Consider the following 19,736-nt stretch of genomic DNA (forward strand, 5'->3'; position numbering starts at 1 on the left):
TGGGGCTTCGCCCTGGCCTGCGGCCACCCCAGGCCCGGGCCTGCCTCCGGACCAGCCTGCCATGACGCCTCAAGAGGCTCCCCCACACACCACGGGACGACCTGCTCCCTTGAGGTGGTGACCCGGGTGAGGTGGTGACCCGGGCCCGTGACGGGGGCCGGGCGGCGGACGGCTCGTGAACGGATCAGGCGCCGGTGGGGCGGACGGCTCGGGGAACGGATCAGGCGCCGGTGGGGTCCTCGCCGCGGTCCAGGGCCTTCCAGAGGTCCTCGGGACGGTCCGGGTCCACGACCGGGGCCTTGCGGGGCCCGCGCGGGCCGCCGTCGCGCTCGTAGCGGCCGCCCATGGCCGGCCAGTGGCGGCCGTAGCGCAGCGCCAGCAGGCCCGCGAGCAGGATCAGCACCGCGCCGGCCGCGGTCACGTACGGCCAGGCGGTGTGGGTGAGCCCGGCGACGGTGGCGGCGGTGTCGGCGGTGGTCCGGGCGGCCTCGTGGTCCAGCGCGGACCGGTCGGAGGCGCCGAGGAACGCCGCCAGCGCGGCCCCGGCTCCGGAGAGCGCCAACAGCCCCGAGACCAGGGCCCGGCCGGCGCCCCGTACCGCGAACACGGCCACGAGGGCGGCCAGGCCCACGATCGCCAGGGCCGCGGGGACACCGGTGACCGTCTGGCCGTCGGCGGTCAGCGGGAGCGTTCCGCCACCGATCGCGGCCGTACCGCGGGCCCAGGTCCGGCCGGAGGCGAGGAGGACGACGGTGGCGCCGAGGGCACCCAGGAGCAGGGCGACGGCGACGCTGCGGCGGCTGCTCGGCGGGGTGCTGCGCGGGGCGGTTCGGGGGTGGGGTACGGCACTCACGTACCCCACTATCCCCTACCGCCCGCGCGGCCGGGCGGGGGGCTCGGCCGGCGCACCGGCCGGGACGTCCGGCTCGGGCCCGGTCCGGCGTCCCGGCCGGGCCCGCCGGATCAGCCGCTCAGTGGGCAGCGGTCAGCGGTCAGCGGCTCAGCCGGTTGGCGGCGGCCACCGCGCGCAGCACGGCCGCGGCCTTGTTGCGGCACTCGGTGTCCTCGGCGACCGGGTCCGAGTCGGCCACGACGCCCGCGCCGGCCTGGACGTACGCCGTGCCGTCGCGCAGCAGGGCGGTGCGGATGGCGATGGCGGTGTCGGAGTCGCCGGCGAAGTCGAGGTAGCCGACGCAGCCGCCGTACAGGCCGCGCCGCGAGGGCTCCAGCTCCTCGATGATCTGCATGGCGCGCGGCTTGGGGGCGCCGGACAGGGTGCCGGCCGGGAAGCAGGCGGTGAGCACGTCGAAGGCGGTCCGGCCCTCCGCCACCTGGCCGGTGACGGTGGAGACGATGTGCATGACGTGCGAGTACCGCTCGATCGACATGAAGTCGACGACCTCGACGGAGCCCGGCTCGCAGACCCGGCCCAGGTCGTTGCGGCCGAGGTCGACGAGCATGAGGTGCTCGGCGCGCTCCTTGGGGTCGGCCAGCAGCTCCTCGGCGAGGGCCTGGTCCTCCTGCGGGGTGGCGCCCCGGTGCCGGGTGCCGGCGATGGGGTGGACCATCGCGCGGCCGTCCTCGACCTTGACCAGCGCCTCGGGGCTGGAGCCGACGACGTCGAAGCCCTCGAAGCGGAAGAGGTACATGTACGGGGACGGGTTGGTGGCGCGCAGCACCCGGTAGACGTCGAGCGCGGAGGCGTGGCAGGGGGTCTCGAACCGCTGCGAGGGCACGACCTGGAAGGCCTCGCCGGCGCGGATCCGCTCCTTCACGTCCTCGACGGCCTCCTGGTACGCCGGCCCGCCCCACAGCGCCGAGTACTCGGGCAGCTCGGCGGCCGGCAGCGGCGCCGGGGTGTAGGGGGCGGGGCGGGCGAGGTCCGCCTCCATGGCGTCGAGGCGGGCGACGGCGTCGGCGTACGCCTCGTCCACGCCGGTGTCGAGGTCGTTGTGGTTGATCGCGTTGGCGATCAGCAGGACCGTGCCGTCCCAGTGGTCGAGGACCGCGAGGTCGGAGGTGAGGAGCATGGTCAGCTCGGGCAGCCGCAGGTCGTCGCGGCCGTGCTCGCCGATGCGCTCCAACCGGCGGACGATGTCGTAGCCGAGGTAGCCCACCATGCCGCCGGTGAACGGCGGCAGTCCCTGCGCGAGGTCGCGGGGGGTGTGGAGGGCCTCGACGGTGGCGCGCAGGGCCTCCAGCGGGTCGCCTGCGGTGGGGACGCCGACGGGGGCGGTCCCGGTCCAGTGGGCCTGGCCGTCGCGGGCGCTGAGGGTGGCGGAGCTGCGGACGCCGACGAAGGAGTAGCGGGACCAGGAGCGGCCGTTCTCGGCGGACTCCAGGAGGAACGTGCCCGTGCGCTCGGCGGCGAGCTTGCGGTACAGGGCGACCGGGGTGTCGCCGTCGACGAGCAGCTTGCGGGTGACGGGGATGACGCGGCGGTCGGCGGCCAGCTTGCGGAACGTCTCGAGATCCATGGCGGGTGGTCCTGTCTCTACTCTGCGGGGGCGGCCAGCGGCAGCACGTCGGCGTCGAAGCAGGTGCGGGCGCCGGTGTGGCAGGCGGCGCCCACCTGGTCGACCTTGACCAGGACGGTGTCGGCGTCGCAGTCGAGCGCGACGGACTTCACGTGCTGGACGTGGCCGGAGGTGTCTCCCTTGACCCAGTACTCGTTCCGGCTGCGCGACCAGTAGGTGCACCGCCCCGTGGTCAGGGTGCGGTGCAGCGCCTCGTCGTCCATCCAGCCGAGCATCAGCACCTCGCCGGTGTCGTACTGCTGGGCGATGGCGGGGACGAGGCCGTCGGCGGACCTCTTGAGGCGGGCGGCGATGGCCGGATCGAGGTCGCTGGTCACGCGGGGGGTGCTCATGGGGCCATTCTGCCGCCTGGCGGGGGCCCGTCCCGCCGTCGTCCGACTGGTGGTCAGGTGCGGGAGCGGCCGCGCCGCCCGTGCGGCCCCGTAGGGGGGCGCCGGCTTCCTGCAGGTGCGCTTCGCCGTGACCACCACGGCTCCGCCGTCGGCATGAGACCCGGCCGCGCGGGCGGACGACTGCGGCTACGCCGAGGAGGGGGACCGCCTAGGCTGGCCGCCATGTCTACCCATGCGAAGCGTGAACGACTACTGCTGGCCGATCTGTTGGAGCAGGCCGGACCGGATGCGCCGACCCTGTGCGAGGGCTGGCGGACCCGGGACCTGGCCGCGCACGTGGTGGTGCGCGAGCGGCGCCCGGACGCGGCGGGCGGCCTGCTGCTGAACGTGCTGAAGGCGCGGCTGGACCAGGCGATGGCGGAGTACGCCGCGAAGCCGTACGAGGAGCTGCTCCAGCTCATCAGGACGGGTCCGCCGAGGTTGTCGGTGTACGCGCTGAAGCCGGTCGACGAGGCCGCGAACGCGGTGGAGTTCTACGTGCACGCCGAGGACGTGCGGCGGGCGCAGCCGGACTGGAGCCCGCGGGAGCTGGACCCGGTGTTCTCGGACTCGCTGTGGGCGCGCCTGGAGAAGCTCGCCCGGCTGACGGGGCGGAAGTCCCCGGTGGGCCTGGTCCTGCGCCGCCCGAACGGGCAGACGGCGGTGGCCCACAAGGGCACGCCGGTCGTCACCGTCACCGGTGAGCCGGGCGAGCTGACGCTGTTCTGCTTCGGGCGGCAGGAGGCGGCGCACGTGGAGCTGGACGGCGACAAGACCGCCGTCGCCCGCCTCACCCAGGCCCAGCTGGGCATCTGAGCGGTCCACGCCGCCGCACGCGGGGTGCGGGCGGCGGTGAGGGCCCGCCCGTTCCATCCCGGGGTCCGGCAAGACGCGCGAGGCCCCGGCCCTCAGGGGCCGGGGCCTCGCGCGTCCCCGGAACTCAGCGGACCGGGTGGCCGGCCGTCCGCAGGGCGTCCTTGACCTGGGAGATCCGCAGGTCGCCGAAGTGGAACACGGACGCGGCCAGGACCGCGTCGGCGCCCGCCGCGACGGCCGGCGGGAAGTCCGCCAGCTTGCCCGCGCCTCCGGAGGCGATCACCGGGACGGTGACGTGCTTGCGCACCGCCGCGATCATCTCGATGTCGTAGCCGTCCTTGGTGCCGTCGGCGTCCATCGAGTTGAGCAGGATCTCGCCGGCGCCCAGCTCGGCCGCCCGGTGCGCCCACTCGACGGCGTCCATGCCGGTGCCCTGGCGGCCGCCGTGCGTGGTGACCTCGAAGGAGCCGCCGGCCGTGCGGCGGGCGTCGACCGAGAGCACCAGCACCTGGCGGCCGAACCGTTCCGCGATCTCCTGGATGAGCTCGGGGCGGGCGATGGCCGCGGTGTTGACGCCGACCTTGTCGGCGCCGGCGCGCAGCAGCTTGTCCACGTCCTCGGCGGTGCGCACGCCGCCTCCGACCGTCAGCGGGATGAAGACCTGCTCGGCGGTGCGGCGCACCACGTCGTAGGTGGTCTCGCGGTTGCCGGAGGAGGCGGTGATGTCGAGGAAGGTCAGCTCGTCGGCGCCCTCGGCGTCGTAGAGCTTGGCCATCTCGACGGGGTCGCCCGCGTCGCGCAGGTTCTGGAAGTTGACGCCCTTGACGACCCGGCCGTTGTCCACGTCCAGGCAGGGGATGACCCGTACGGCCAGCGTCATGACGGTGCTCCTTCGGGGCCCCGGAGGGCCTCTACCTCTACTTCGACCAGGATGCGCGGGTCGACGAAGCCCTCGACGACCATGAGGGTGCAGACCGGCCGGACGGAGTCGAACAGCTCCTTGTGGGCCCGGCCGACCTCGTCGATGTCGCGCACGTGGGTCAGGTACAGACGGGTACGGACGACGTCCTTCGGCCCGAGGCCGAACTCCGCCAGCGCCTCGAAGGCGGTGCCGAAGGCGACCTTGGCCTGCTCGTACGGGTCGCCCTCGCCGTGCAGCACCGGGCCCTTGAAGGACGTGGTGCCCCCGACGAGGACGCGGTCCCCGGCCGCGACGGCGCGCGCGAAGCCGAAGACCTCCTCCCAGGGGCTGCCGCTCTGCACGTGCCGGACGCCGCTCATGAGGCGACCGCCTCCGCGACCGCGGCGAGGGCCTCCTCGAGCGTGAAGGCCTTGGCGTACAGGGCCTTTCCGACGATGGAGCCCTCGACGCCGAGCGGGACGAGCTCGGCGATGGCGCGCAGGTCGGCGAGCGAGGAGACGCCGCCGGAGGCGACCACCGGCTTGTCGGTGGCGGCGCACACGTTGCGCAGCAGCTCCAGGTTGGGGCCGGTGAGCGTGCCGTCCTTGGCGATGTCGGTGACGACGTACCGGGCGCAGCCCTCGGAGTCGAGGCGGGCGAGGGTCTCGTACAGGTCGCCGCCGTCGCTGGTCCAGCCGCGGCCCTTGAGGGTGGTGCCGCGCACGTCGAGGCCGACGGCGATCTTGTCACCGTGCTCGGCGATGACCTTGGCGACCCACTCGGGGGCCTCCAGGGCGGCGGTGCCGAGGTTGACACGCGTGCAGCCGGTGGCCAGGGCCTTGGCGAGGGAGGCGTCGTCGCGGATGCCTCCGGAGAGCTCGACCTTGATGTCCATGGCGCGGGTGATCTCGGCGACCAGGTCGCGGTTGTCACCGGTGCCGAAGGCGGCGTCGAGGTCGACGAGGTGCAGCCATTCGGCGCCGGCGGCCTGCCAGGCGAGGGCCGCCTGGAGCGGGGAGCCGTACGAGGTCTCCGTGCCGGACTCGCCGTGGACGAGGCGGACGGCCTGGCCGTCGCGGACGTCGACGGCGGGGAGGAGTTCGAGCTGCTTCACGGCTGCGGCCTTCTTCTCGTCCATCAGAGGGTACCGATCCAGTTGGTGAGGAGCTGTGCTCCGGCGTCGCCCGACTTCTCGGGGTGGAACTGCGTGGCCCACAGTGCGCCGTTCTCCACGGCCGCCACGAACGGCTCGCCGTGGGTGGCCCAGGTGACCTTGGGGGGCGAGATCCGGGGGTTGTGGAGCTCCAGGTTCCACTCGCGTACGCCGTACGAGTGCACGAAGTAGTACCGGGCGTCGGCGTCCAGGCCGGCGAACAGCTCGCTGTCGGCGGCCGCGTCTACGGTGTTCCAGCCCATGTGGGGCACGACCGGGGCCTCGAGCGGTTCGACCGTACCGGGCCACTCGTCGAGGCCCTCGGTCTCCACGCCGTGCTCGATGCCCTTCTCGAAGAGGATCTGCATGCCGACGCAGATGCCCATGACGGGGCGGCCGCCGGACAGCCGGCGGCCGATGACCCAGTCGCCGCGGGCCTGCTTGAGGCCCTGCATGCAGGCGGAGAAGGCGCCGACGCCGGGGACGAGGAGTCCGTCGGCGTTCATGGCGCGGTCGAAGTCGCGGGTGATCTCGACGTCGGCGCCGACCCGGGCCAGCGCCCGCTCGGCAGAGCGGACGTTGCCGAAGCCGTAGTCGAAGACGACGACCTTCTTGGCGGTCTGTGCTGCGCTCATTCCCAGATTCCCTCGATGCGCAGGACTCCGGCGGCCAGGGCCAGCACGGAGCCGATGGCGAGCAGCACGACGACGCTCCTGGGCATCTGCTGCTTGTGGAAGGAGTAGACCCCGCCGGCCAGGAAGAGGCCGACGAGGATCAGGACGGTGGACAAGCCGTTCACGGTTAGAGGGCGCCCTTCGTCGAGGGCAGGATGCCGGCCGCGCGCGGGTCGCGCTCGGAGGCGTAGCGCAGGGCGCGGGCGAGGGCCTTGAACTGGCACTCCACGATGTGGTGGGCGTTGCGGCCGTACGGCACGTGCACGTGCAGGGCGATCTGCGCCTGGGCCACGAAGGACTCCAGGATGTGCCGGGTCATGGTGGTGTCGTACGCACCGATCATCGGCGCCATGTTCTCGGGCTCGGTGTGCACGAGGTACGGGCGGCCGGAGAGGTCGACGGTGACCTGGGCGAGGGACTCGTCCAGCGGCACGGTGCAGTTGCCGAAGCGGTAGATGCCGACCTTGTCGCCGAGGGCCTGCTTGAAGGCGGCACCGAGCGCGAGGGCGGTGTCCTCGATGGTGTGGTGCGAGTCGATGTGCAGGTCGCCGTCGGTCTTGACGGTGAGGTCGAACAGGCCGTGGCGGCCGAGCTGGTCGAGCATGTGGTCGTAGAAGCCCACGCCCGTCGACACGTCGACCTTGCCGGTGCCGTCGAGGTCTATCTCGACCAGGACCGAAGTCTCCTTGGTGGTGCGCTCCACCCGTCCGATGCGGCTCATGCCTGCTGCTCCTTCTTCAGTGCGCGAACCGCTTCCAGGAACGCGTCGTTCTCGGCCGGGGTGCCGGCGGTGACCCGCAGCCACCCGGGTACTCCGTTGTCCCGGACCAGGACGCCCCGGTCGAGGATCTGCTGCCAGGCGGTGTGGGAGTCGTCGAACGTCCCGAACTGCACGAAGTTCGCGTCCGACTCGGTGACTGCGTAGCCCATGGCGCGGAGCTCGTCGACCAGGCGGTCCCGCTCGGCCTTGAGCTGCTCGACGTAGCCGAGCAGCGTGTCGGTGTGCTCCAGGGCCGCCAGCGCGGTGGCCTGGGTGACGGCCGACAGGTGGTACGGCAGGCGCACCAGCTGGACGGCGTCGACGACGGCGGGGTGCGCGGCGAGGTAGCCCAGGCGCAGGCCGGCGGCCCCGAAGGCCTTGGACATGGTGCGCGAGACCACCAGGTTCGGGCGGCCCGCGAGGAGGGGCAGCAGCGAGTCCCGGTGGCTGAACTCGACGTACGCCTCGTCCACGATCACCAGCGAGGGCTTGGCGGCCTGGGCCGCCTCGTAGAGGGCGAGGACGGTGTCGGCCTCGACCGCGGTGCCGGTGGGGTTGTTGGGGGAGGTGATGAACACGACGTCGGGGGCGTTCGCCGCGATGGCCTCGCGGGCGGCGTCCACGTCGATGGTGAAGTCCTCGCGGCGCGGGCCGGAGATCCAGCCGGTGCCGGTGCCGCGGGCGATCAGGGCGTGCATCGAGTACGAGGGCTCGAAGCCGATCGCGGTGCGGCCGGGTCCGCCGAAGGTCTGCAGGAGCTGCTGGATCACCTCGTTGGAGCCGTTGGCGGCCCAGACGTTCTCCTTGCCGACCGGGTGCTTGCCGGTGCGGGTGAGGTACTTCGCGAGCTCGGTGCGCAGCTCGACCGCGTCCCGGTCGGGGTAGCGGTTGAGGGTGCGGGCGGCCTCGGCGACCCGCTCGGCGATCCGGCGGACCAGGGGCTCGGGGAGCTCGTACGGGTTCTCGTTGGTGTTCAGCTGGACGGGGACGTCGAGCTGGGGGGCGCCGTACGGCGACTTGCCGCGGAGCTCGTCGCGGATGGGCAGGTCGTCGATGCCGACCGTGTCGTACGAGGTCATGCGTCGGGAACCTTCCATCCGAAGCGCGCCTTCAGGGCGGCGCCGTGCGCGGGCAGGTCCTCGGCCTCGGCCAGGGTGACCACGTGGTGGGTGACCTCGGCGAGCGCGTCGCGCGTGTAGTCGACGATGTGGATGCCGCGCAGGAACGACTGCACGGACAGGCCCGAGGAGTGGCAGGCGCAGCCGCCCGTGGGCAGGACGTGGTTGGAGCCGGCGCAGTAGTCGCCGAGGGAGACCGGGGCCCAGGGGCCGACGAAGATCGCGCCGGCGTTGCGGACCCGGGCGGCCAGGGCGGCGGCGTCGGCCGTCTGGATCTCCAGGTGCTCGGCGCCGTACGCGTCGACGACCTTCAGGCCGTCCTCCAGGTCGCGCACCAGCACGACGGCGGACTGCTTGCCGGCGAGGGCGGGCCTGATCCGGTCCTCGACGTGCTTGGTGGCGGCGACCTGCGGCTCCAGCTCGCGCTCGACGGCGGCCGCGAGCTCCTCGGAGTCGGTGACGAGGACGGCGGCGGCCAGCGGGTCGTGCTCGGCCTGGCTGATCAGGTCGGCGGCGACGTGCACCGGGTCGGCGGTGGCGTCGGCGAGGACGGCGATCTCGGTCGGGCCGGCCTCGGTGTCGATGCCGATCTTCCCGGTGAAGTAGCGCTTGGCCGCGGCGACCCAGATGTTGCCGGGGCCGGTGACCATGTTCGCGGGGGCGCACTCCTCGGTGCCGTACGCGAACATCGCGACGGCCTGGGCGCCGCCGGCCGCGTACACCTCGTCGACCCCGAGCAGCGCGCAGGCGGCCAGGATGGTGGGGTGCGGCAGGCCGCCGAACTCCACCTGCGGCGGGGACGCGAGCGCGATGGACTCGACGCCCGCCTCCTGGGCCGGGACCACGTTCATGACCACGGACGACGGGTACACCGACCGGCCGCCGGGCGCGTAGAGGCCCACGCGCTCGACGGGCACCCACTTCTCGGTGACCGTGCCGCCGGGGACGACCTGGGTGGTGTGCGGGGTGCGGCGCTGCTCGGCGTGCACGATGCGGGCGCGCCGGATGGACTCCACCAGCGCGGCGCGGACGGCCGGGTCGAGGTCGTCGAGGGCCTTGCGGAGGGCCTCCGCGGGGACCCGGATGCGGTCCAGCGTGACCCCGTCGAACCGCTGCGCGTACTCGATCAGCGCCGCGGTGCCGCGATGATGCACGTCCTCGCAGATGGGCCGGACCTTGTCCAGGGCGGCTTCCACGTCGAACTCGGCACGGGGCAGCAGATCGCGCAGGGCGGCACCCTCGGGGAGGGCGTCGCCGCGCAGGTCGATACGAGAGATCACAGTCCGATTCTCTCAGACCTGCTCCCGCCACTGGACGTCCGTATCACTGGCTGATACACGCCCCGGGTGTCACAGGCCGCGACTACGGTGCGCAGACGAGGGGGATGACGGGGGACGAGGGGGAAGGGGGAGGCCGTCGTGGAGCACGCCAGGGCCGAACGGGCCGAGGAGGACCCGCGGGTCCCGCAGCAGGAGCGGGCCCGGGAGCAGCGGGCCCCGGGCGGGGGGCCGCCGGCCGCCCCGGCACCGGGGCCGTCACCTGCGCCGGCACCACCTGCGGCGCCGCGTCCTTCGGGACCCGGGCGGCCGCCCGCGCCGCCGCGCTCTTCGGGGCCGGCGCAGCCACCCGCCCCGCCGCCGGCGCCCGCGTCGGCGCCCCGGGGTGCCGAGGGACGGTGGGAGGCCCCGGGCGCGCCGGGTCCGGATCCGGACCCGGGGGCGGGCGTGGGGCCGGGCCGGCTGTCGGCGGAGGACCTGGAGGCGGGCGCGCCGCCGGAGCTCACCGAAGCCGAGCTGCGCATGTGGCGCGCCTTCCGCACCGGCTCGGTCTGCGACCTGTCGGCGCGCGCGGCGGACGTGGACGACCCGTTCTCCGACCGGCCGTGGGGACCCGAGCGCAGCGTCCGGGCCTGGGTCGTAGCGCTGCTGCTGCTCAGCGGCCCCCCGCCGGTACCGGGCCGGGTGAACTCGTTCAAGCTGCGCGGTGTCCGCGTGACCGGCCGCCTGGACCTGTCCGGCGGCACCGTCGAGCCGTACGTCGAGATCCAGTCCTGCCGCTTCGACAGCGAGCTGCTGCTGCCCGAGGCGCGCTTCTCGACCCTGCGGCTGGTGCGCTGCGCCATCCCGCGGATCGAGGGCGCCCGCCTGCACACCGAGGGCGACCTGCACCTGCCGCGCTGCCGGGTGGCCCGCGGGATCCGGCTGACCGACGCCCAGATCGGGACCGACCTGCTGATCAGCGAGCTGGTGGTGCAGCGCGACCGCAAGGGCCGGGCGATCGCCGCCGACGGCATGTCGGTCGCGCAGGACTTCCAGGCCGAGATGCTGGAGGCGTACGGGGAGGTCAGCCTGCGCGGCGCGAAGATCGGCGTGTCGATGAGCCTGCGCGGCGCGAAGCTGCGCAACCCCTACGGGCGCCGGGCGCTGAACGCCCCGCAGCTGACGGTCGAGCGCACCCTGTACCTCACGGCCGTCGCGCTGGACGGCGAGAGCGGCTCCACTCCCCCGTACGGGATCAGCCAGACGCCCTCGCGCGGGGCGCGGGTCCGGCGCTTCGACTGCCGGGGCGGGCTGCGGCTGGACGACGGCCGGTTCGGGGACGCGGTGGACTTCTACGGGGCCCGCTTCACCCTCGCCTCCGACCAGGAGGTGTCGCTGCGCCGCATCCAGACCCCCGAGCTGCGGTTCGTCGGGGAGCGGCCGGAGCAGGGCCGGGTGGTGCTGTCGGGCGCGAAGGTGGTCAAGCTGGTGGACACCTCGATGAGCTGGCCCGGGCCCGGCGGGTTCGCGATGGAGGGGTTCTCGTACGAGATCCTCGCCCCGCGGGGCCACTTCCCGCTGGTGCGGCGCCTGGAGTGGGTCGAGGCGGCGACCCCGGAGTACTCGCCGGAGCCGTACGAGCGGCTGGCCGCGGTGCTGCGCAACAGCGGCGAGGACGCGGACGCACGGCAGGTGCTGCTGGCCAAGCAGCGCAGGCGGCGCGAGACCCTGCCGCTGGCCGCCAAGGCGTGGGGCGTCCTGCAGGACTGGACGGTGGCCTACGGCTACCGCCCGGGCCGGGCCGCGGTCTGGATGCTGGTGCTGTGGGCGGCCGGGGCGGTGGCGTTTTCCGGCCATCAGCCGCCCGCGATCAAGCCGGACGAGCACCCGGACTGGAACCCGGTGCTGTACTCCCTCGACCTCCTGGTGCCCGTGGTCGACCTGGGTCAGGACGGGTACTGGAGGCTGGAGGGCGTCTGGCAATGGGTGGCCGCGGCCCTGATCCTGATGGGCTGGGTCCTCGCGACGACCGTCGCGGCGGGGGCCTCGCGACTTCTCCGGCGGGGCTGATGGGCAGGCGGGGGTGGGTGTGAAGCGGGAGCAGTGGCGGGACGCCGGGCGGCCGGGTCCGCGTACGGGGGTGCCGGCGATGGTTCCGACCGGGATGGCACGGCGCGCCGTCGGGCCCATTACGCTTCCGTCGTGACCTCCGTTCGCCTGCCGCTCTTCCCGCTGAACTCGGTGCTGTTCCCGGGGCTCGTCCTGCCCCTGAACGTCTTCGAGGAGCGCTATCGCGCCATGATGCGCGAGCTGTTGAAGCACGGCGAGGACGAGCCGCGCCGGTTCGCCGTCGTCGCCATCCGCGACGGCCGCGAAGTTGCCCCCACCGCGCCGGGCATGCCCGATCCGACCGCACTGCCCGAGAAGGGCCCGGCAGCGGGCTTCGGGCCCGACCCGATCCAGGCCTTCCACCGGGTGGGCTGCATCGCCGACGCGGCCACGATCCGGGAGCGGTCGGACGGCAGCTTCGAGGTACTGGCCACCGGCACGACGCGGGTGCGGCTGGTGTCGGTGGACGCGAGCGGTCCGTTCCTGACGGCGGAGCTGGAGGAGCTGCCGGAGGACCCGGGCGAGGGCGCGGGGGCGCTGGCGGAGGGCGTGCTGCGGGCGTTCCGCGCGTACCAGAAGCGGCTGGCCGGGGCGCGCGAGCGGTCGCTGGCGACGGCGGCGGAGCTGCCGGACGAGCCGTCCGTGGTCTCGTACCTGGTCGCGGCGGCCGCCGTGCTGGACATCCCGGCCAAGCAGCGGCTGCTGCAGGCGCCGGACACGGCGACGCGGCTGTCGGAGGAGCTGAAGCTGCTGCGTGCGGAGACCGCGGTGATCCGGCACCTGCCGTCGCTGCCGGCGGTCGAGCTGACGCGGGCTCCCACGAGCCCGAACTGAGGGGTTCCGAGGGATGGCGAAGAAGGCGAAGCAGAACGCCGGCGGGCCCGGGGGCACCCCGGCCACGGTGGCCCTGACGGGCGCGGGCGTGCCGTTCACGGTGCACGCGTACGAGCACGACCCCGCCGTGACCTCGTACGGCGAGGAGGCCGCGGCGGCCATGGGGGTGTCCCCGGACCGGGTCTTCAAGACCCTGGTCGCGGAGGTCGACGGCGCCCTGACGGTCGCGGTGGTGCCGGTCGCGGGCTCCCTCGACCTCAAGGCCCTGGCGGCCGCGGTGGGGGCGAAGCGGGCGGTCATGGCCGACCCGGCCGCGGCGGAGCGGTCCTCCGGTTACGTCCGCGGCGGCATCTCCCCCCTGGGGCAGCGCCGCCGCCTCCCCACGGTCCTCGACACCTCCGCCTCCGGCCACGCCACGATCTGCGTCTCGGCCGGCCGCCGCGGCCTGGAGGTCGAACTGGCCCCCACCGACCTGGCCACCCTCACCGACGCCACGCTGGCACCCATCGCCCGCCCCTGACCCTTCGGGCCGGCGCACGGGAGGGGCGCTGCGGGAGCCCCTCACGGGAGTCCAGAGCCACCCCAGGCGCTGCCTCACGGGCCTGCCGCCGCGACCCGGGTCACCGCCTCACGAGAGTGCCGCCCCGTGGTGTGTGGGGGAGGCGCTTGACTGGGGTGGCAGGCTGGACCGGAGGCAGGCCCGGGCCGAGGGTGGCCGAAGGCCAGGGCGAAGCCCCAAAGCCCTCGGGGTGGGCCTGCCGCAGGGCCTGCGGTCAGGCCCCACCCGGCTCAGGGGTCAGAGGACCGGCGGCTGCTGGTCGCCGGGGACGGCGTGCCGGGGCATCGCATCGGAGCGAGCCGTGTCGCGGGGGGCGTGGCGGTCAGCCCCGGCGGCGTCTGACGGAGCGGCGTCGGACGGAGCGGCGTGGACGTGGGGCGGCGGGTACGCACCGGACTCCCACTCGGGCGCCGGGTCGCGCGGTCCCCACAGGGCCACGCAGCCCAGGTGGGTGGCGACGGCCGCCATCGGCCACACCAGCACCACCCCGAAGGCCAACAACTGCAGCGGTGCGTCGAACGGCACGCCCTTGCCCGCCGCCCTCGCCGCCGCGATCACGTCGCGCGTCGGCCCGAGCCACACCCCGAGCCGCCAGCCGAGCAGCGCGGCGAGCAGGGATCCGAAGGCCAGGCCCACCACCACTGCGGCCCCGCCGCGCCGGCGGAACAGGAAGGCGGCCAGGCCGGACAGCAGGCCCAGCCCCAGCGAGATCAGGAAGAAGGTTCCGTCGGCCCCGGCCCGACCCTCGTTCTCGGTGTCCGAGAGGAACACGGCCTCGCCGTTCGAGACGTACTGCACGCGCGGCGCGAGCCAGACCCACAGCAGTGCCAGCACGACGCCCGCGACGGTGACGGCCAGCATGACCGCCGCCCCGTCCTTGAGGTCCTGGGCGAGGGAGGACTCGGGGTCCCCGTCGTGCGGCGCGGGGGTCACGGGAGCGGTGTTGGCTTCGGTCACCCAGACATCGTGCCAGGTGGTCCGCCGCCCCGCGCCGCCGGAGTGTCCCCGGGCCGCGACCACGGCCCACCCCAGCACTCCGCAGAGCCCGGTCCAGGCCACCCCACCGCCGCGCACCGACCAGCGGCCCGCCCGAACCGGCGGCGGATCGGCGCACCACACCGCACGGCAGGCGGCGGGGTACAGCGGACGGCTGACAGCAGACAGCAGACAGCAGACAGCAGACAGCAGACAGCAGACAGCAGACAGCCATCCACCCACCACCGCCGACACCCACCCGCCACCGCAGCCGCCACCCCAGCCGCAGCCACCGCCCCCGGCACGCGGTCAGCGGACCGCCGCGCGCCGGTAGGCCCAGGTGGCCGCGGCCAGCGAGACGACGCCGACCCCGGCGCAGACGGCCAGGTCGAGGGCGACCACCGGCCAGTCGGGATGCGGGGCGAACGTACGGGCGAACGCCTCGACCCCGTACGTGGACGGCAGCAGGCCCCGCGCCCACACGATCACGTCCGGCATCCGCTCCGGCGGCAGCACGCCGAGCAGCAGCGCCGCCGACATGCCGAGCTGCCCGGCGAGGGTGGCCAGCTCCTGCCGCGGAGCCAGCAGCCCCAGGGCCGCGCCGAGCCCGGACAGGGCAGCCCCGGCCAGCGGGACGACCGCCAACAGCACCCACAGCCCGCTCATCGGCAGCCCGAACAGCAGGCAGCCGAAGACCGCCGTGACGAAGGTGCCGGGCACGGTGAAGGAGGCGTACGCCGCGGCCGCGCCGAGCACCACCGAGGCGGGCGGCACCGGCAGCGTGGCGTAGTGGTCGAGGCCACCGCCGGCGCGCAGCTGGCCGAAGTACTGGGCGAGGAGGTTGAGTGCGACGAAGGCCACGACCAGCACCGACGAGCCGGCCACCACGGCCTGCGCCTCGGTTGACCCGCCGCCGTCGACCACGCCGCGCATGAGGATCATGATGCCGACGGACTGGAACGTCGCCACGAAGAGCAGCGGGATACGCGCCACCCGGGCCCGCGACAGCTGGGCCCGGTACACGGCCGCGAGCGCGGGCCACAGCCGCGCCCTGGGGGCCAGCGGTGCGGCCAGCGGTGCGGCCAGCGGTGCGGCCAGCGGTGCGGCTTCCGCCACTGCCGCCTCCACGGTCCCGTCGGTCACGACTTCACCAGCCCCTTCGTCCGCCCGCCAAGGGCCAGGTACACGTCCTCCAGGCTCGGCGTGGCCAGCGAGAAGTCGTCCAGCGCCGCGAAGGCCGGTCCGCCGGTCACGGCGGCCACGGCCGCCCGCGCCTCGTCGGGACCCATCCGCAGGACCCAGCGCCGCCCGGCCTCGGCGGCCAGCGGCCGCAGCGCGGCCACCTCCGCGACCTCGACCGGCGGTCGGTCCCGCCAGACCAGTTCCAGCCGGACCTCGTCGGCGACCCGCGCCTTGAGCCCGGCGGGCGTGTCGCAGGCGATGACGCGGCCGCGGTCGACGACGGCGACCCGGTCGAGGACGGTCTCGGCCTCGATGACGTTGTGGGTGACCAGCAGCACGGTCGTGCCGCGCTCGGCGCGACGCCGGTCCACGGCGGACCACACGGCCCGCCGGGCCACCGGGTCCATGCCGGTGGTCGGCTCGTCGAGCACGAGCACGGGCCGCTCGCCGGCCAGCGCCGCGCCGAAGCAGGCCAGCCGCCGCTGGCCGCCGGACAGCTTCTTCAGGGGGCGCCCGGCGATCGCGCCGAGGTCGAGCTCCTCCACCACCGCGTCCCGCTCGGCCCGCGCCTCGCGGGCGGCCAGCCCGCGCAGCCGGGCCGTGGTCTCCACGGCCAGGGAGACGGTCAGCTCGTCGAGGGCGGTGGACTCCTGCCCCAGGTACGCCAGCAGGCGGGCGGCGCGCTCGGGGTGGCGCACGAGGTCGTGGCCGAGCAGCTGCACGCTGCCGGAATCGGGCCGGAGCAGACCGGTCAGCTGGCGCACCAGCGTGGACTTCCCGGCCCCGTTGGGTCCGAGCAGCCCGAAGATCTCGCCCCGCAGGACCTCGAGCGAGATCCCGTCGGAGGCCCGTACGGCCGGCATCGCCGGCACACCGCGCCCACCCCGCAGCGCGGGGTACGTCTTGACCAGGTCCCGCACGACGCAGACGGTCTCGAGGGGCTGGACGGTCCCCCCAGGAGAGTCCTGAACGTCCGATTCCGTTTGTGCCGTGCCCGTGCTCACGAAGGAGCAGCCTACGGGGTCCCGGCCCCGGCGTCGGCCTCGGGGCAGGCCGCCTAGCTCTTCGTCCGAAGGCAGCCCCCCGTTCTGACCTCGCCCTCGCAGTGCCAGGCCCGGTCGACGCCGTCCGTGAAGCGCAGCAGCGGCCGCGCCGGTTCGGCCTCGGTGACCAGCGGCTGGTCACCGTCCTGGACCCGGACCGGCGGGTGCGCTCCCTGCGTGTCCTCGAAGTACGCGTCGATGTGCCACCGGCAGACCTGGCCCTCGGGGACGAGCGAGGTGACCTTGAGCCCGGACGGCGACTGGCCGTTGCCGAGGTCGATCTGGAAGCGACTGAAGAACGGCGGGCCGTGGCCCTCCTGACCCGGATTCATGAGCGTCGGCGCTTCGTCCCGCTGGATGAGGTCCCAGAGGATCCCGGTGACCTGCGAATTACCGGCGGTCTGGTTGCCGACGACCGTCTGCGCCCGCGAGGGCGCACACGAGTCGACCTTGGCCCTCATGTCCGTGATGCTGAGGCCGGCCTGCCGGTCGCTGAACAGGGTCAGTCGCAGTTCCTGGACTCCCCCGCCGTTGGGGTGGTAGGACACGCCGTCCGGCTCGAACTCGATCATGCGCGCACCCAGCGGCCGCAGGAACTCCCACACCTCCCTGTGGAACTCCCTGCTCTCGTCCTTGTCCCGCGTGTTGCGAATGCGGGTCAGGTGGTCCTGCTCGTCCGCCGTGAGCACCCGGTCCAGAACGATCGTCCAGAAGTAGGGAAAGTCCGCGCCCCAAGCTCCGCGGAACGGGTAGGTGACCGTGGCGGTGAACGGCTTCTCCTCGTGGTCGACCACGTCCTCCGCGTGCTTCTGCGCCCGCGTCGTGGTCTCGGCCGTCGCCAGGTCCAGCACGAGGGGCAGGAAGTACGCCCCCGTCGCGCCGACCAGGGCTGCGATCGCGACGATCACCAGGTACCGCCACCTCTGCCCTCTCGCCAGCTGCCCCGCGCCCGGCGCCGTGTTGTCCACGAACGTCGACCACGCCGTGGGCGGCGGCGGCCCGGGCGGAGAACCGGGCCCAGCGGCCGGAACCGCCGCCCCCGGCGCGACCACCGGGGGCGGCTGTTCGGGCGCAGGGACGGCGGGCGGGGAGGTGGGGCGTTGTCCGGAAGGGGCGGCGGCCGACTGCGGCCGCGCCGGGCCGGTGCTACCGGTAGGGGCGGTGGCCCCACCCGACGAGGGGGCGGACCCCCGTCCGGCCGTCGCCGGTAAGCCGTGGTCCGGAACTTGCGTCATGCGTGCGCCTCCCCTGGGTCCCGACCGGACCGGACCCCTTGTGCTCCGGACTCCGCATGCTCGCAGCGGCCCGAACCCGGAGGGGGAGGCTTTACGCGGTCATGACCCGTGCCCCTCGGGGACCGGTGCGGGCGGGGCCGGGGTCGGGGGGACGGGGTCGGCGGCGCGGACGTCGATCTCGCGCCAGAAGCCGGCCCGGATGGCGTACCGGTCGTGCTCGTCGATCTGGTCGTCCTTGTGGGCGAGGAGGCCGAACCGGGCCGCGTACCTCAACAACTCGCCGTCGATGCGGTGCGGGATGCGCGGGTAGAGACCGGACAGCTTGTGCAGGTGGACCTGCTCCGGGAGCCGGTCCATCCAGCGCCGGGCGAAGACCTGGCCCACCTCGAACGGGTCGCCGCCGACGGTGGTGATGTCCTCTTCCCGGTCGGCCCAGCGCTGCTCGGCGGAGGTGAGCTGGGCGAGGGTGGGCAGGGAGGCGGTCTCGGCGGGCTCGCCGAGGGGGCCGCCGCGGTCGATCCAGCCCCTGTCGGAGGACCACCGCAGGGTGGCGCCGGCGGGCGCCGGGGCGGGCGGCACGACCTGCGGGCCGGGGCCGTGGGCCGGGGCGCGCAGACCGGCGAGGTCCTTGGGGGTGGGCACCTTGCCGGCGGCGGCCGGGACGGGGCCGGCGTCACCCCCGTGCCCACCGTCGCGGTCGTGGCCACCGTCGCGGTCCCGGTCCTGGTCGTGGACCGGATTGCCGTCCGGGTCCGCGCCGACGAGGCGTCCGGCTCCCAGGCCCGCGGGGCCCAGGTCCGCCGCACCGAGCCGGTCCGGCCCCAGCCGGTCCGCGTCCAACCGGCCCGCCCCCGGTCCCCCGGCGCCCAACCGGTCCCCGGGCACGCGGGCCGCGCCGAGGCGGTCCGCGGCCGCGGCCAGTCGCTCGCCGGGCCCGGAGGGTGCGGGCGCGGTGCCGTTGCGGGCGGCTTCGGCCAGCGCGGCCTCGGGCAGGGGGGCGGAGAGGATCGCGGCGATCTCGGGGCGGGGCGCGGGGGCCGGGGCGCAGATCCCCGTCATCTCCTTCGCCCGGACGGCCCCCGTGATCCAGGCCCGGTCGAGCACCCGCCGCTCGTCGGCCTCGGCGACCAGGTCCTCGGACTGGTTGTAGTCGCCGTCCGCCGCCTGTACGGCCCACAGGTGGACGGCCACTCCGTGCTCCTTGGCCGACATCAGGCCGGGCAGCAGGTCCCCGTCGCCGGTCACCAGGACCACGTCGGAGCAGGCGCGGTTTCTGGCCAGCTCGGTGAGCTCGGCGTGCATGGCCGCATCGACCCCCTTCTGGGCCCAGCGGCCGTCGCTGCGGGTGAGCGCGCCCAGGCGGACGGTGACCCGGGGCATCACGCGCAGTCGCCGGTGCTCGGGCTGCGGAACCCGGTCGGGCGCGCCGTCGAACCAGTAGATCCGCAGCAGCGGGCGCTCGGTGTCGGCCTCGGCCCGTTCGCGCAGGCCCTGGATGAGGGCGGCATGGTCGACGGTGATGCGGGAGCGGGACGGCTCCCCCGCCAGGAGGCTCGCGGCGGCACCCAGCAGGTAGCCGGCGTCCACCAGGACGACGCAGCGGTCCACGCGTAACACCCGCCTTTCGGGGGTCCCCCGCTCGGGGGCGGGGGTGTCGGGTTCGGCCTTTCCCCGAGTCTGCCCGACCGTACGGGCGTTGACGGCCGGAACTCGATCATCGGCGTGGCGGAAGCTGACGTTCCGGAGACTACGCGCAGTAATGATCCAAAATGCGCGGGTTATGGTGGTGTGTGAGTGTGAAGGCGGCCCTGGCCCCTAGACCCTCACAGGAGGCTTTCACCATGGCCAAGAACAAGAACCAGAAGCAGCCGGCCAAGCAGACCCGCTCCCCCCAGTCCGATACGGGCCGGAGCACGCAGGAGTCGCTGTCGGAGCCGGCTTCCTCCGCACCCAGCCCCATGGACATGGCGCGCAAGGGCAGGCAGAAGAAGTTCGGCCACAACTGACTCCGCCGCGGTCGGTAGTGCTGTAGCGCGCAGGGGCGCGTCCGGGTGATCCGGGCGCGCCCCTTGGGCGTTGGGCCGCGCGTCGTCCCGTACGGACGAACGCACCACCGACCGGTCGCACCACCGACCGAGCGCAACGCGACCGCGCGCGCCACCGATCGGGCGCACCGCCGACCGCGCGCGCCGCCGAGCCGACGGTCCGGC

At 74.3% G+C, this 19,736-nt stretch carries 21 protein-coding genes; 5 read left to right on the forward strand and 16 right to left on the reverse strand.

Going from position 1 to position 19,736, the window contains the following annotated elements; all coding sequences use genetic code 11:
• Positions 1-220 precede the first annotated feature (220 nt).
• The 3 genes from IF43_RS0132550 to hisI form a co-directional block, all read right to left on the reverse strand.
• A complete protein-coding gene (locus IF43_RS0132550) occupies positions 221-862 on the reverse strand; it encodes a TIGR02234 family membrane protein (RefSeq protein WP_030209377.1) in 642 nt (213 codons plus the stop codon).
• A 130-nt stretch (positions 863-992) separates the two neighbouring features.
• Positions 993-2,477 carry an anthranilate synthase component I gene (locus IF43_RS0132555; protein WP_030209378.1) on the reverse strand — a complete coding sequence of 495 codons (1,485 nt, stop codon included), beginning with the start codon at positions 2,475-2,477 and terminating at the stop codon, positions 993-995.
• A gap of 17 nt (positions 2,478-2,494) precedes the next feature.
• Complete coding sequence (gene hisI / locus IF43_RS0132560) at positions 2,495-2,869, reverse strand: phosphoribosyl-AMP cyclohydrolase (RefSeq protein ID WP_030209379.1); 375 nt, start codon at positions 2,867-2,869, stop codon at positions 2,495-2,497.
• Positions 2,870-3,091: 222 nt separating this feature from the next.
• On the opposite strand from hisI, the gene IF43_RS0132565 reads away from it, so the two are divergent.
• On the forward strand, positions 3,092-3,724 hold the full coding sequence (locus tag IF43_RS0132565; protein ID WP_030209381.1) for a TIGR03085 family metal-binding protein: 633 nt from the start codon (positions 3,092-3,094) through the stop codon (positions 3,722-3,724).
• Between the two features lie 124 nt (positions 3,725-3,848).
• Here the strand turns inward: IF43_RS0132565 and hisF are convergent, their stop codons facing one another.
• From hisF to hisD, 8 genes are read right to left on the reverse strand one after another with little or no spacing between them, the layout of a single operon-like run.
• Positions 3,849-4,604: an imidazole glycerol phosphate synthase subunit HisF gene (hisF, locus tag IF43_RS0132570; RefSeq protein ID WP_030209384.1), complete on the reverse strand. Its 756-nt coding sequence runs from the start codon at positions 4,602-4,604 to the stop codon at positions 3,849-3,851.
• Complete coding sequence (locus IF43_RS0132575) at positions 4,601-5,005, reverse strand: RidA family protein (RefSeq protein WP_030209386.1); 405 nt, start codon at positions 5,003-5,005, stop codon at positions 4,601-4,603. The genes hisF and IF43_RS0132575 overlap by 4 nt, the downstream gene beginning before the upstream one ends.
• Positions 5,002-5,739: a bifunctional 1-(5-phosphoribosyl)-5-((5-phosphoribosylamino)methylideneamino)imidazole-4-carboxamide isomerase/phosphoribosylanthranilate isomerase PriA gene (priA, locus tag IF43_RS0132580; protein WP_030209389.1), complete on the reverse strand. Its 738-nt coding sequence runs from the start codon at positions 5,737-5,739 to the stop codon at positions 5,002-5,004. The genes IF43_RS0132575 and priA overlap by 4 nt, the downstream gene beginning before the upstream one ends.
• 23 nt (positions 5,740-5,762) lie before the next feature.
• A complete protein-coding gene (hisH, locus tag IF43_RS0132585) occupies positions 5,763-6,413 on the reverse strand; it encodes an imidazole glycerol phosphate synthase subunit HisH (RefSeq protein WP_030209393.1) in 651 nt (216 codons plus the stop codon).
• Positions 6,410-6,568: a hypothetical protein gene (locus IF43_RS42275; protein ID WP_199922821.1), complete on the reverse strand. Its 159-nt coding sequence runs from the start codon at positions 6,566-6,568 to the stop codon at positions 6,410-6,412. Before IF43_RS42275 ends, hisH begins: the two co-directional genes overlap by 4 nt.
• Before the next feature lie 11 nt (positions 6,569-6,579).
• Positions 6,580-7,173, reverse strand: a complete 594-nt coding sequence (hisB, locus tag IF43_RS0132595) for an imidazoleglycerol-phosphate dehydratase HisB (protein WP_030209395.1) — start codon at positions 7,171-7,173, stop codon at positions 6,580-6,582.
• Entirely contained in the window at positions 7,170-8,291 is a 1,122-nt protein-coding gene (locus tag IF43_RS0132600; RefSeq protein ID WP_030209398.1) for a histidinol-phosphate transaminase, read from the reverse strand. Before IF43_RS0132600 ends, hisB begins: the two co-directional genes overlap by 4 nt.
• On the reverse strand, positions 8,288-9,610 hold the full coding sequence (gene hisD, locus IF43_RS0132605) for a histidinol dehydrogenase (RefSeq protein WP_030209401.1): 1,323 nt from the start codon (positions 9,608-9,610) through the stop codon (positions 8,288-8,290). The genes IF43_RS0132600 and hisD overlap by 4 nt, the downstream gene beginning before the upstream one ends.
• A 519-nt stretch (positions 9,611-10,129) precedes the next feature.
• On the opposite strand from hisD, the gene IF43_RS0132610 reads away from it, so the two are divergent.
• The 3 genes from IF43_RS0132610 to ybaK all read left to right on the forward strand — a co-directional run bounded on the left by IF43_RS0132610 (position 10,130) and on the right by ybaK (position 13,052).
• On the forward strand, positions 10,130-11,659 hold the full coding sequence (locus IF43_RS0132610) for a hypothetical protein (protein ID WP_051796646.1): 1,530 nt from the start codon (positions 10,130-10,132) through the stop codon (positions 11,657-11,659).
• Positions 11,660-11,791: 132 nt separating this feature from the next.
• Complete coding sequence (locus IF43_RS0132615; protein WP_030209410.1) at positions 11,792-12,532, forward strand: LON peptidase substrate-binding domain-containing protein; 741 nt, start codon at positions 11,792-11,794, stop codon at positions 12,530-12,532.
• 13 nt (positions 12,533-12,545) lie between these two features.
• Positions 12,546-13,052 carry a Cys-tRNA(Pro) deacylase gene (ybaK, locus tag IF43_RS0132620; RefSeq protein WP_030209412.1) on the forward strand — a complete coding sequence of 169 codons (507 nt, stop codon included), beginning with the start codon at positions 12,546-12,548 and terminating at the stop codon, positions 13,050-13,052.
• A gap of 276 nt (positions 13,053-13,328) precedes the next feature.
• On the opposite strand, the gene IF43_RS0132625 is transcribed toward ybaK, so the two are convergent.
• From IF43_RS0132625 to IF43_RS0132645, 5 genes are all read right to left on the reverse strand, one after another.
• Positions 13,329-14,048 carry a hypothetical protein gene (locus IF43_RS0132625; RefSeq protein WP_199922820.1) on the reverse strand — a complete coding sequence of 240 codons (720 nt, stop codon included), beginning with the start codon at positions 14,046-14,048 and terminating at the stop codon, positions 13,329-13,331.
• A 327-nt stretch (positions 14,049-14,375) separates the two neighbouring features.
• Positions 14,376-15,182, reverse strand: coding sequence for an ABC transporter permease (locus IF43_RS0132630; protein WP_030209418.1), 807 nt, complete (start codon positions 15,180-15,182; stop codon positions 14,376-14,378).
• A 23-nt stretch (positions 15,183-15,205) separates the two neighbouring features.
• Positions 15,206-16,111, reverse strand: a complete 906-nt coding sequence (locus IF43_RS0132635; RefSeq protein ID WP_234332616.1) for an ABC transporter ATP-binding protein — start codon at positions 16,109-16,111, stop codon at positions 15,206-15,208.
• A gap of 194 nt (positions 16,112-16,305) precedes the next feature.
• Complete coding sequence (locus IF43_RS0132640; RefSeq protein ID WP_030209425.1) at positions 16,306-17,199, reverse strand: hypothetical protein; 894 nt, start codon at positions 17,197-17,199, stop codon at positions 16,306-16,308.
• 426 nt (positions 17,200-17,625) lie between these two features.
• Positions 17,626-19,143, reverse strand: coding sequence for an NYN domain-containing protein (locus IF43_RS0132645; protein WP_078910635.1), 1,518 nt, complete (start codon positions 19,141-19,143; stop codon positions 17,626-17,628).
• A gap of 224 nt (positions 19,144-19,367) precedes the next feature.
• On the opposite strand from IF43_RS0132645, the gene IF43_RS40080 reads away from it, so the two are divergent.
• Positions 19,368-19,532 carry a hypothetical protein gene (locus IF43_RS40080; protein ID WP_234332615.1) on the forward strand — a complete coding sequence of 55 codons (165 nt, stop codon included), beginning with the start codon at positions 19,368-19,370 and terminating at the stop codon, positions 19,530-19,532.
• The last annotated feature ends 204 nt before the right edge of the window (positions 19,533-19,736 follow it).

The sequence above is a fragment of the Streptomyces sp. NRRL S-87 genome (genome assembly GCF_000719335.1).
In the GTDB taxonomy this organism is placed as follows: Bacteria; Actinomycetota; Actinomycetes; order Streptomycetales; family Streptomycetaceae; genus Streptomyces.

Bases quoted from the DNA above. Each gene is read 5' to 3' on its own strand.
- hisI (WP_030209379.1), bottom strand. From the start codon at position 2,869: ATGAGCACCCCCCGCGTGACCAGCGACCTCGATCCGGCCATCGCCGCC.
- IF43_RS0132555 (WP_030209378.1), bottom strand. From the start codon at position 2,477: ATGGATCTCGAGACGTTCCGCAAGCTGGCCGCCGACCGCCGCGTCATC.
- IF43_RS0132565 (WP_030209381.1), top strand. From the start codon at position 3,092: ATGTCTACCCATGCGAAGCGTGAACGACTACTGCTGGCCGATCTGTTG.
- hisH (WP_030209393.1), bottom strand. From the start codon at position 6,413: ATGAGCGCAGCACAGACCGCCAAGAAGGTCGTCGTCTTCGACTACGGC.
- IF43_RS0132600 (WP_030209398.1), bottom strand. From the start codon at position 8,291: ATGACCTCGTACGACACGGTCGGCATCGACGACCTGCCCATCCGCGAC.
- hisB (WP_030209395.1), bottom strand. From the start codon at position 7,173: ATGAGCCGCATCGGACGGGTGGAGCGCACCACCAAGGAGACTTCGGTC.
- IF43_RS0132575 (WP_030209386.1), bottom strand. From the start codon at position 5,005: ATGAGCGGCGTCCGGCACGTGCAGAGCGGCAGCCCCTGGGAGGAGGTC.
- hisF (WP_030209384.1), bottom strand. From the start codon at position 4,604: ATGACGCTGGCCGTACGGGTCATCCCCTGCCTGGACGTGGACAACGGC.
- IF43_RS40080 (WP_234332615.1), top strand. From the start codon at position 19,368: ATGGCCAAGAACAAGAACCAGAAGCAGCCGGCCAAGCAGACCCGCTCC.
- IF43_RS0132610 (WP_051796646.1), top strand. From the start codon at position 10,130: ATGTGGCGCGCCTTCCGCACCGGCTCGGTCTGCGACCTGTCGGCGCGC.
- IF43_RS0132635 (WP_234332616.1), bottom strand. From the start codon at position 16,111: ATGCCGGCCGTACGGGCCTCCGACGGGATCTCGCTCGAGGTCCTGCGG.
- ybaK (WP_030209412.1), top strand. From the start codon at position 12,546: ATGGCGAAGAAGGCGAAGCAGAACGCCGGCGGGCCCGGGGGCACCCCG.